This is a genomic window from Devosia sp. MC532 (genome assembly GCF_016461625.1).
GTDB lineage: Bacteria > Pseudomonadota > Alphaproteobacteria > Rhizobiales > Devosiaceae > Devosia.
In genome coordinates this window covers 1-10876 of the sequence record NZ_JAEMNZ010000022.1, presented here as the reverse complement: position 1 = coordinate 10876, position 10876 = coordinate 1, and the positions used below count along the sequence as shown (strand labels likewise).

Here is a 10876-nt window from a genome sequence, read left to right as displayed (position 1 = left end):
GGGACGATGTCAAGGCCGATGTCTTCGACTATATCGAGCGCTTCTATAACCCGAGGCGCCGGCACTCTACACTGGGTTATCTGAGCCCCGTAGACTACGAAGAAAAAGCTAAGTTAGCCTAACCGTGTGTCCACCGAACCGGCAGCAGCTCAGTAAGCGCGATTGACTATGAGATGTAATTTATGGCGCTAGGGTGCCGATAGCGAGGGTGGCCCCTTATGATCGCACACGTGATCTGCTTGCCTAAGCGGCTAATAGGCGCCCTTGCTCGTCGCGGACGTTGTAAGGTTGGAGGTTCGCTCTCCCTTGGTTGTCTGGGCTAGGACGGCGAACATTTCGCCCTTTTGCTGGATTGGTGCGTGTTCGGTCGAATTTGCCCATGTGGCTGCCGTAAATAAGCGACTTAAACGAAGCAAACTAAGGGTGTTTAGCTGGTGCGGGGCGGGCAGTCGGCCGGCGGGGCGTCCCTCCTGGGGCGAAACCGTATGACTTAGACCTACTCACTGCCACGCCGCACGTTATAAAATTATTGTATAGGCTACCTGTGCCATATATGGCTCATGTTGTACTTCACTAGGGAAAACGTCCGCACATAAAGGGCTATTCTTTTTGAAACTCGATTCGGCATCTGGAACCCACTCCACTTGTGAACGAGCCAAGAGAAGGGTAAAATCGAGCCGATGCAATTGCTCTAGACTGCGTAATCGGTGTGGGGTTTTGCCAGAAATTACATTATCAAAGCGGACGATGAAAAGTACATCAGTAGTTACGGTGACGTACAAGGATTATGACGGTCTCTGTAGGACGCTTCGATCTATTTCTTCGCTACCAAGCCATCCTTCTGAAGTTGTAGTTGTGAATGGAAATCCCGGAGATCAAAGTGATGATATCGCTCGATCATTCGGGAATGTTTTGAACCTAATTCTGATCAGCGAAAGTGATAACGGCATTTACGACGCCATGAATAAGGGTAGAAGTAGGGCTTCAGGCGACCTCGTGCACTACTTGAACTCCGGTGACACGGTGCATGGGAATCCCTACGAGGAGATGGTGGAGCCATGTTTGTTGCCTGTCCGTTTCGTTGACGAACAGCATGGAGCAACATGGATGGCGGCCATTGGTGTGTATGGATATGGGTATTGCCACCAAGGTATAATCTTTCCGCAATCCCATCAGGCATACGATACTAATTATTTGATTTCAGCAGATTTTGACTTGATTATTAGAGAATTCCCCCGTGGTTTGACGGAGCTTCCGAGCAACCTTAGAGGTTCGGTTGAATTCGTGATGGATGGAGTGTCCTCTAACAAGCGCTACCTGCGTGATAGAGAAATTTTTATCAGTCTGCTGAGAAACGATTGTACTCAAGAGGCGATTAAGTTTGCCGGGTCCGCTTTTGTGAAGTTATTTATTCCTAAGGTGGTGCGACGTGCCATCAGGGCAAGGCACAGATGAACGATGCTCCAATAGTTTCTGTCATCACTCCGCTATATAACTCATCTCGATGGGTTGATGGTCTATTGGATACCATGCGTGCTCAAACACTTCTTAGATGGCAGCACATCGTTGTTGATGATGGTTCTACTGACGATGGAGTGGGAAAGGTGGAGGCTGCGTCTGCGGTCGATCCTCGTGTCAAATTGATCCGTTTGTCATGCAATAGTGGTCCATCAAGGGCGAGAAACGTGGGACTTGCCGCCGCAAATACTCGCTTCGTTGCTTTTCTCGATGCAGATGATCGTTGGGTGCCAGAAAAACTTGAGCGACAGTTGAAGTTCATGCAGCAGGAGTGCGTGGGCTTCAGCTATCACGACTATGTTCACCTATCAGAGGATGGAACGCGCATTGGTCGGTCGGTCAAGGGGCCAAATAGGTTAGACTGGGTGACGTTGCACAAGCGCAGAGGCGTTGGTTGCTTGAGTGTAGTGATCGACCGGACAAAATGCGCCGACCCATCATTTCCGGAGGACACAGCAAATTTGGCGGAGGATTTTCAAGCCTGGTCTCGTCTTTTAAAGGGAAATGACGTTAAGGCTCGTCGATTGAACGAGGTGTTGGGTTTCTATCGGATCGTCGGTACCTCACGTTCTTCTGCTAAAAAGAGTGCTGCCATTTCAGTTTGGCGAATATACCGTGATCAAGAAGATATCCCGGTCCTCAGGGCGGCCTGGTATTGGCTTAGCGCCATGCTTGGGGCTGCATATAATCATTTTAGAGCTAGGCCATCGAGGCCGCTGCGGACAACAATATTGTGAGCATCCTCCAATTCTGTAGATATCTTTGGGGTTAATTTTGGTGTCGCCTGAGCTATTGGCGCAGATGGTAACCTCCTGATAGGGCTCGACGCTCCCCACAGTGCCATTGCCGAATGGAAGGATTTCAGTACGATGAGGCGGCGCTCCTGACTAGGCTATCAACCCTCGATGGCTATGTTCGGGAGTGGCAACCTGTTGCTCAACCCTCGTCTAATGTCGCAATAGAACTGGCGCGCGCCTGCTATAGGTCGTCGACGTAGCTCTTTTTCTCATGATTATTATTCAGCGCGCGCCGATGCCTAACACTACCGTGCGAATGGTTTTGAAGAGAATTAACAGGTCGAGGTCGAGCGATAAATGTTTGATATAATAGAGGTCGTAGGAAAGCTTTTCGATCTCCTCCTCGGTAGTGGCAGCGTAGCCTGAACGAACTTGTGCCCAGCCGGTAATGCCGGGCAGGACCAGAGAACGAAGCTGATATTTGGGCTCTACCGTCGAGATACTACGCGCAACATATTCGGCAACTGGACGCGGGCCAATGAGACTCATGTCACCCTGCAGAATGTTGAAGAGTTGGGGGAGTTCGTCGAAGCGAAGCTTGCGGATGAGGTGACAGCCCGCGATTACGCGATTGTCGTTGTGACTTGTTGAGCCGCCTTCACTGCCCTTGTACATTGTCCGAAATTTGTACATGCGGAAACGGCGGCCCCCATAGCCGCGCCGAAGCTGCACAAAAATCACAGGGAAGCCATCTCGAAAGCCAATATAGAGCGCAGTGAGCGCGGCGACTGGTACGGTGACAGGCAAGGATAACAGAACCGCTATAATGTCCAAGTAGCGCTTGCAGCGTGTGTAAAACAGCTGGTCGGAGGTATAGGCTAGATGAGAAATCTCGAAGGTGCCTACATCGAGCCGCCCACGCAAAATTTCTCGGTAGGTCGTCCAAGGCATTATTTCGATGCCGCGCAGATAGGCCGTCGCCAAAAGATTCGACCAGAGTTCGCTATGGTGTTCTCGTGGGTCGATTAGCAAAACTTCAATGTCAGGTAGGTCGTCCAAAACTTCATGTACAATGGGCACCCCACCCAATTCATTGGACACCTCGCCCGCGCCCGCGAAGTTCGCCAGAGCGACTTGTGTGCGGAGTGTGCGTTGAAACCGAATGTTGGCATAGGCCATCACCAGCAGCATAGCAGGAAGGCAAGCTGCCAGCCCCTGATAACTCATCGAAATTCGCATGCCCGAGAGAAGACTGACCGCAACGCTAAAGAGACCGATCGTCAAGATGCTGGACGTGACGATGGCCGACTTGTGGCGGCGCAGGCCCGCCAAAATGGCCGCAGATGCAACAGGAACGGCAGCAATACCTCCGGCAGCGATAAGGATATTGTTCCAGTCGCTGCGACCAGAGCGCGTAATTACAATAATATAGCATACGGCAAGAAGGATGATTGCTAGAGTTGTAGGCCAGAGGAACTCTCGAAGCTCATGCAGATATCGGTTGCTGCGCAGCCGCCCGCCTTGGGTAACGACGTAGGAAAGGTCGCGCGCGGGGTATTGTTCCCTGGAACCTGTCGCCTTGCGTCGGTTGTACATTTTGGTAGCCCTAATTACACGTGTTGCTGGCACTCTATTCGGGTGCAACAGAGCCGCTACTCGCACATCTAGCTGTCCTGGTCCTCCAATGCAATTGCCTCGACACATTCGACCAGATGCTGAACTGTACTATCTTGTCGATTTATAATCCTGGTGCTTCAAGACACATGCAGTGAGCACTGAATGGGAGGTGTAAGCTGTAGGTGCTTTCGGGACATCTTTCGGTCTGATTATAGCTTTTCTCGGAGGGCCTCGTAAGGCGTTTTTCCGTTGAACGCGCCGTGCGGCCTGGCGAAGTTATAGAACCGTTCCCACTCGTTCAGTTTCGCCTCGAGATCAACATCGCCCTTGTAGCTGAGCAGCTGGTAGAACTCCTGTTGATCTGACCGGTGCGATCGTTCGACCTTGCCGTTCAATTGCGGCGTACTGCGCTTGATATAGGCATGGCGGATGCCTTGGTCTTCGACATGCCAATGGAACTTGGCCTGGAACTCATGGCCATTGTCGGTTCGGATCTCGCGAATTCGAAACGGGAAAGTATTGATGATGTGGTCAACAAAATCGATCGCGCTTGCCTGGGTGTGCTTCTGGTAGATTTTGAGCGCTCGCACCCGGGTCGCATCATCGATGGCAGTGAACTGATAGCGCCGAACCTTCTCGCCTCGTTCCCCCTTAAATGTCAGGAACTTGACGTCCATCTGAATATGGTGGCCGGGAACCGGCTTGTTGTATCGCTTGGTGTGCACCTTGCGCAGACGGGTACCGCGCGGCAGCCGATTGACGCCATTGCGTTTAAGCATCCGCGAGACCGTGGCGTCTGAGATTTTAATCCCATGGTATCGGGCCATATACCAGACGATCCGCATTGGGCCGAGGTGATACTTGCTGCGAAGGTGGAGAACTTTCTCCTCGATCTCGATTGGTATGCGATTAGCATGCAAATTTGGGATTGGCGGCCGGTTCACCAGACCGGCCTCACCGAGCTTCAGATAGGCAACACGCCACCGGTAGAAACTGCTGCGGCTGACGCCGAAGTATCGACAGGTCTTGGCGACCTGACCCGTATCTTCTGCGTGCCTCAGAACACGAAGCTTGCGCGCAATCTCACGTTGTTCCTGGTTCAGGAATACCTCCTTAGCTCAACAAATGTCAGCTTATTGGAGATGTCCCGCGAGTACCGACATATCTACAACTTTGAACTGGGGCGGTCGCTGACGTTTACACGGGATCGTCGGAGGCGGGTGCACTTGTCTCACAGGTGCCTAAGGGGGATAAGTGCCGCTCTTCTGAGCGACACTTAAAGATTGTCAGAATGCGACTTTGAAACCGCCTTGGAAGGCGACGCTCGGCTCTGAATAGTGATCGAGCGACTGGGTATAGCTGGCATTGCCGAAGATGCGGGTGGTGTCGTTGACCTTCGCAGTAGCGCCCGCGTTGACCTCGAGCGAGGTGCCGCCATTGCGTCCGTGCAAATGCCAGTCGCCCACCTTGACCGAATTGGCATGCTCCACCGTATGCCAAAGATTGACACCCACATGCGTGGTTAGGTCGTTGTCGTCCCAACTGTGGCTATTTTCTAGCCGCAAACCGAGACGAGCGGTGAACTCACCAATATCGACAATGTCCACATTGGACACCGGGTCTGCGACCGAATGCAGATTGGTCTGTCTCCAGATCAATTGTGCCTGCGGTTGCAGGGTCGTGCCCTCGGCCAGTACCATATCCTGTCCAACCTCGATGGAGGCCGTCCAAGCCGTGCCGTCGATAGCGGCCTGCACGCCAGTGCCCGAATAGACGCCGCCTGAGAGCGTGCTCACCGTGCCAACAGCGTCGAGATAAAATCCTGCCGCGTCAGTGTAGGTGTAATAGCCGCCTAGACCATGTGAGTTGAGGGAGAGGGCGCTGCCCCGTGCATCTTGCTCGCCGCTGATATTGCCATAGGTATGGCCGAAGCCGGTGACCATGGAATAGAACAAACCGGCGCGATGCTCACTGCCGTTTTCATCTTGGTGCCCCCACAGGTCGGAGCCAATCTGATAGCCCATGATGGCGCCTTCGAAGCGAGGCTCTAAGTCAAAGCCATTGCCTTCCAATACCGCTCCACTCCCAAAACTGCTGGTTTCGCCGTAGGCGCGTTGCCAAATGGGCGAGATGCGGTGTTCGCCATTGGCGTTCAGCATAGCGAGATTGCCGCGTCTCTCGTTAAAGGTACCAACTTCAACAATCCCCATGCGATAGGCCAGTTCGGCAGCGAGCACATAGGCGGGGATTTCCGGGCGAATAAGCGGGGTTGGATCTGGATCGGGATTTGGTGAGCGCGTGTCCGCGGAGCGCAGGTACCAATTGTCAATGCCACCGGCGCCACTGCGGAAAAGGCGATACTCAAACGGTCCCGCCATGACCATGCCCGGCAGCACAAAAGCGCCTTGCTCTGTGGTCGCACCATTGATCGCATCAACGAGCAAAATGCCGTCGCCAGTGGTGAGAGCACCGCCGCCGCCCAGATTGGTCATGGACAGCGTGTTGACGCCAATCGCGCCGCCACCGTCGAGCACCAGACGGTCAACCAGCGAGTCATTGCCTACAAGCACACCTTCCATGCGAACTGTGCCGCCGGTGCCGTTGAGAATGCCGGTGCCCCCCGCTGGGCCAGCGGCATCTGCGGTAATCGTCAAAACATTCGACGCAGCGCCATTCATCAGCGAGATAATGCCGGAATTGGTCACATTGCCGGTGATGGCGAATGCATCTGGCACGATTGAGAGCTCTGCGCCAGAGAGAACCGACAGCCCCATCGGTTGGCCGTTGTGCTCTGCAGTCCCGCTGCCCACTGTGAGGCCCGGGCCAATGAGCCGCAGCCCCGTGCCGTCTAAAACCACTTGTTCAAAATTGAGGACGGCATCGCCGGCGATTTCTCGAGAACCGCCGATAAAGCTCAGCCGATCAACTGTGCCATCAGCATCAGAAACATCGTCGCCTCCATCAAGTGTGGTCACGCCCGACACATCAGCATTGCCGATGATTTCCAGACCGTCCGAACCGTAGTTGGTATTATCATCGAGCACGATTGCGCCGGTGGTCACACTTCCGGCGTGGAGACGGACGCTGTCATTGCCCTGCCCAGTGCGAATGTCGCCTAGCACACGTCCAAAGCTGGATACCCGGGTTTCGCCATTGGTGATATTGGTTAGACCAACCTCGTCGATAATGGCGACGCCTGAAGCGGCAGCTACCGCGCCAGCTGAGCCAATGAGAATGTCACCTGATTTGCCTGACACTGAAATGCCAGCGCCCGAACCGCTGCCACCCTCGACATGCCCATCGACCGCGACACGGTAGTCTTTTTCGCCACCGAAAAATGTGTCCTGCGCTACAGCACGAATGCCATATGAATCCGTGCCAGTGGCGCGAATAGTGCTGCCAGCGCCTTGCTCAACCCGTACAATGCCTCCTGCGCCTGAATAAATGCCATGAGCGTGGGAGCCTGAGGTGTCAATGCTCCCCGCGCTTTGCGTAACCGTCGAATTGCCCAGCGAGGTCGCGATCGACACAATACCGGCGCTCAGATCATTGCCGTCTGCGTTGCCCTGGGTGCGGATAACACCACCAGATTGCGTCACCTGCGCATTGCCTTCGCTACCGAAGAGAGCGATGTCGGTCTGCGCCACGATACCGGCGGAGCCGTCGCCACTGGTGTTAATTTCGCCGTCGGAAAACTCTACGCTGGCGTTACCAGGGAGGCTGCGCGTTATGTTGTCGTCACTTACAAGCGCTACGATCCCGTCTGAATCCTTGCCATTGGTCGAAATACTACCGCTAGACATTCGAGTCGTAGCATTGCCATTTCCACCGTCAACGTGCGCAAAAAGGCCTTCGCTATTATTGCCCGGCGCGTTCGTGCCAGTGCGGATTGAGCCGCCAGCCAACTCGATAACTGCATCGCCTTGCCGAGAACGCGCATAAATCCCATGAGCTCTTTCTCCGTCTGTTTCGATGGAAGCGACGGTTGACGACAGCTGCACCATGGCACTGCCCGTCTTGGAGGTAGCCGTTATGGCGGCTGCCCCAGAATTTGCACGGCCCGTGATGCGAACCACCAGGGGGACGCCATCAATCACAATGCTCGAGTTCCTGTCAGTGTTTCCGACGTAGCCAGCATTGGCCTGGGCATAGATTTTCGCACCGTCTTCAGCGAACAATCCCGTCTCGGAGCTTTCGATGTGGGCGCCACTGCCGAGGTTGACCACTGCGTTCTGGCCGCGCGTATCGACACCGCGCCCCCCGCCAACGAAGTAATAGATGCCGTCAATGTTGACGCGGCCACCGCCGTTGTTGAGTCGCCCTGCTCGGATGCCAGTTACATTCTCACCGGTAATACGGACATCGCCATGTATAGAAATTGCCGCGTTACGGCCCAAAACATCGATTCCCCAAGAGTTTGTTGCGGCAGAGTTGTGGGTACCAATGAAGTTACCATCAATGCTTATCCGAGCATTGCCATCGGTGCCGCCAGAATCCGCGCGCACCAATGTTGCGTTATTTGCTGTAGAGGTATTTGTCACCGAGACATCCGCACCAGGCTAGAAACGAACTTCTGAGTTATCAGAGGCCCAAATGGGATACTGATTAGCGGAGTTGAACTCAGTTTTCGTTGCAACACACGATGAGTCCGCGGTGGAGCGTATGCCTGTCTCTGACGTTCGGCACGCGGCAAGCGTTGGACTAACATGGATGAAAGGCAAAGACACGAGCGCCGTGGTCGTCAGAAACGATGCGGAAGCGAAACAGTGAAGAACCTTCATAAGGGCCCCTAAAGCGTTTACGAGCAGCCCGGGCAGAACAAGACAAGCGGCATCCCCACCCAAAACTGATTTTGGGTAGTGAAACCGCCCGGACGATGCCGGCGTGAGGCTCAGGGGGGGAGGGCTGTAGAAGTTACCCTGAGCGGAGGTCAGGGGAGGTGAACTGTTTCCCTTACATCCGCTTACGCAATGCGTTTTGAGGGGATTTCGTCTGGTCGCACTAATGGGTCGTGTTCAATTTTGCGTATTTTTTGCCCAATTCCTGGCGAAAAATGCTAGTAAACATCTGCCGTGATGACAGAATTAAGTTTTGCACCCATTTGCAGCGGAGTTGTATTGGGACTCCTCCGATTTAACATCTGTTAATCATTGGGGCGGGTGGAGCGTGCCCTACGACAGCTGCTCTTGCTCAATGGGCCGCCGGACAATGACTATCAAACACCCTACGATTGCAGATATGCCGGTACTCGCGGAATATCTCCGATAAGCTCCCAATTTTGGGACAAGGAGGTGGTCATGAACAAGGATCAGCGCGAGATCGCGCGCAAGCTTCGCATTATTCAACATGCGGACCAGGCTGGTGATGTTTCCAAGACCTGTCGTTATTTTGGTATTGGCCGCAGCAGCTTCTACCGCTGGCAAGCAGCCTACCGAAAGCATGGTGGTTCAGGTTTGGTAAACCGCCCCCGCTTCCGAAATGGCACGCCAATCGGACGCCGATCGAGATCAAGGAGAAGGTCCGTCGTCAGATGTTTTGGCTCAGATTTGCGCTGTGATTAGCGGAGAGCACTGCTCGTTGTTCGGTTGATGTTATGCGGCAAGCCTATGGTGCATCAAGCGTCGATGCTGGATTGTTTTGCGTTTGATGTTTTCACGCCTTTTGATGATGGCAGGTCCTCCGCCGAAGTAGGCATCTGCGGGTGTCACTTTGTCGAGGCTGTCGTGATAGCGCTTATGATTGTAGTGCTCAACGAAGGCCTCGATCTGGCTTTCGAGGTCCTCGGGCATGAAGTAGTTCTCGAGTAGAATGCGGTTCTTGAGCGTCTGGTGCCAGCGCTCGATCTTGCCCTGTGTCTGGTGATGAAGCGGCGCGCCTCGCACATGCTCCATGTCATTGGCTGCGATATAGCCGGCTAGATCCTGAGCGATGTAGCTGGGGCCATTGTCACTCAGCAAGCGCGGCCGGTGCCGCACATGCGCCTGATCACACCCTGAAGCTGCTAATGCCAAGTCCAGCGTATCGGTGACGTCCTGAGCCCGCATGGTCGTGCACAGTTTCCAGGCAATGATGTAGCGGGAGTAATCGTCCAGCACCGTGGAGAGATACATCCAGCCCCAGCCGATGATCTTGAAATAGGTAAAATCGGTCTGCCACATCTGGTTGGGACGGCTGGTCTTGGTGTGGAACTCATTGGCCGCCTTGATCACGACGTAAGCGGGGCTGGTGATGAGATCATGGGCCTTGAGAAGCCTGTAAACGCTGGCTTCTGAGATAAAATAGCCCCTCTCATCGGTGAAGCGAACCGCCAGTTCCCGCGGGCTCAGCTCGGAGTGCTCCAGAGCCATCTCGATGACTTGGTCTTGGACACCGGTCGGGATACGGTTCGAGGCTGTGCGAAAACTGTTGAACATGCTATGATCTGGGACTGCTTCGGAGGTGCCAGATGGGACGTTTCGTTGAGGCCGCAGACCGAGATCAGGCGAGCTTTTTGCCGGCTCGCCTCGAAGACTACGTTGCCCCCGACAACCCAGTTCGAGCGATCGACGCTTTCATTGATGAACTTGATCTCGCTCAGCTCGGTTTCGCCCGAGTTGTACCGGCATTAACCGGCAGGCCCGGCTACGCGCCGAGTACGATGCTGAAGCTCTACATCTATGGATATCTGCATCAGGTGACGTCGAGCCGGAAGCTGGAGCGGGAGGCTGATCGCAATATCGAGCTGATGTGGCTGATCGGCAAACTCGCGCCAGACTTTAAGACCATCGCCGACTTCCGTCATGACAATACCAGCGCGATCCAGATGGCGTGTCAGCGCTTCGTTGGCGCCTGCCGGGCCCTTGGCCTTGTTGCGGGTAGTGTCGTGGCCATCGATGGGTCGCGTCTTCGCGCAATGAACACGCACGAGAAGAATTACACCAAAGGCAAGCTGGCGCGACGGAAGGCTCGTGTCGAAGAGAGCATCGCGTATTACCTAGCCGAACTTGATAAAGCCGACAGTGCCG

At 54.4% G+C, this 10876-nt stretch carries 7 protein-coding genes and 2 pseudogenes; 5 read left to right on the top strand and 4 right to left on the bottom strand.

What is annotated here, in order from left to right; translation table 11 throughout:
- The 3 genes from JHC09_RS16685 to JHC09_RS16675 all read left to right on the top strand — a co-directional run.
- Positions 1 to 122 (top strand): IS3 family transposase (locus tag JHC09_RS16685; RefSeq protein ID WP_210338189.1); only part of this gene is annotated, 122 nt, incomplete at its 5' end.
- Between the two features lie 595 nt (positions 123 to 717).
- Entirely contained in the window at positions 718 to 1455 is a 738-nt protein-coding gene (locus JHC09_RS16680) for a glycosyltransferase (RefSeq protein WP_199532903.1), read from the top strand.
- Positions 1452 to 2255 (top strand): glycosyltransferase family 2 protein, encoded by an 804-nt coding sequence (locus tag JHC09_RS16675; RefSeq protein ID WP_199532902.1) that lies wholly within the window; start codon positions 1452 to 1454, stop codon positions 2253 to 2255. The genes JHC09_RS16680 and JHC09_RS16675 overlap by 4 nt, the downstream gene beginning before the upstream one ends.
- Positions 2256 to 2537: 282 nt before the next feature.
- On the opposite strand, the gene JHC09_RS16670 is transcribed toward JHC09_RS16675, so the two are convergent.
- From JHC09_RS16670 to JHC09_RS17240, 3 genes are all read right to left on the bottom strand, one after another.
- A complete protein-coding gene (locus tag JHC09_RS16670) occupies positions 2538 to 3851 on the bottom strand; it encodes a sugar transferase (protein WP_199532901.1) in 1314 nt (437 codons plus the stop codon).
- 230 nt (positions 3852 to 4081) lie between these two features.
- Positions 4082 to 4975, bottom strand: coding sequence for an IS481 family transposase (locus tag JHC09_RS16665; protein WP_199532904.1), 894 nt, complete (start codon positions 4973 to 4975; stop codon positions 4082 to 4084).
- 183 nt (positions 4976 to 5158) lie between these two features.
- Positions 5159 to 8413 (bottom strand): autotransporter outer membrane beta-barrel domain-containing protein, encoded by a 3255-nt coding sequence (locus JHC09_RS17240; RefSeq protein WP_199532900.1) that lies wholly within the window; start codon positions 8411 to 8413, stop codon positions 5159 to 5161.
- A 756-nt stretch (positions 8414 to 9169) separates the two neighbouring features.
- On the opposite strand from JHC09_RS17240, the pseudogene JHC09_RS16655 reads away from it, so the two are divergent.
- Positions 9170 to 9393, top strand: a pseudogene (locus JHC09_RS16655) (helix-turn-helix domain-containing protein); the annotation flags it as partial.
- A 70-nt stretch (positions 9394 to 9463) separates the two neighbouring features.
- On the opposite strand, the pseudogene JHC09_RS16650 reads toward JHC09_RS16655, so the two are convergent.
- Positions 9464 to 10258 (bottom strand): annotated as a pseudogene (locus JHC09_RS16650) (IS3 family transposase); the annotation flags it as partial.
- Between the two features lie 59 nt (positions 10259 to 10317).
- On the opposite strand from JHC09_RS16650, the gene JHC09_RS16645 reads away from it, so the two are divergent.
- Positions 10318 to 10876 (top strand): transposase (locus tag JHC09_RS16645; protein ID WP_199532898.1); only part of this gene is annotated, 559 nt, incomplete at its 3' end.

What these genes read in the sequence shown, in the direction of transcription:
- JHC09_RS16670 (WP_199532901.1), bottom strand. Translation starts at nt 3,851, where the DNA reads ATGTACAACCGACGCAAGGCGACAGGTTCCAGGGAACAATACCCCGCG.
- JHC09_RS16675 (WP_199532902.1), top strand. Translation starts at nt 1,452, where the DNA reads ATGAACGATGCTCCAATAGTTTCTGTCATCACTCCGCTATATAACTCA.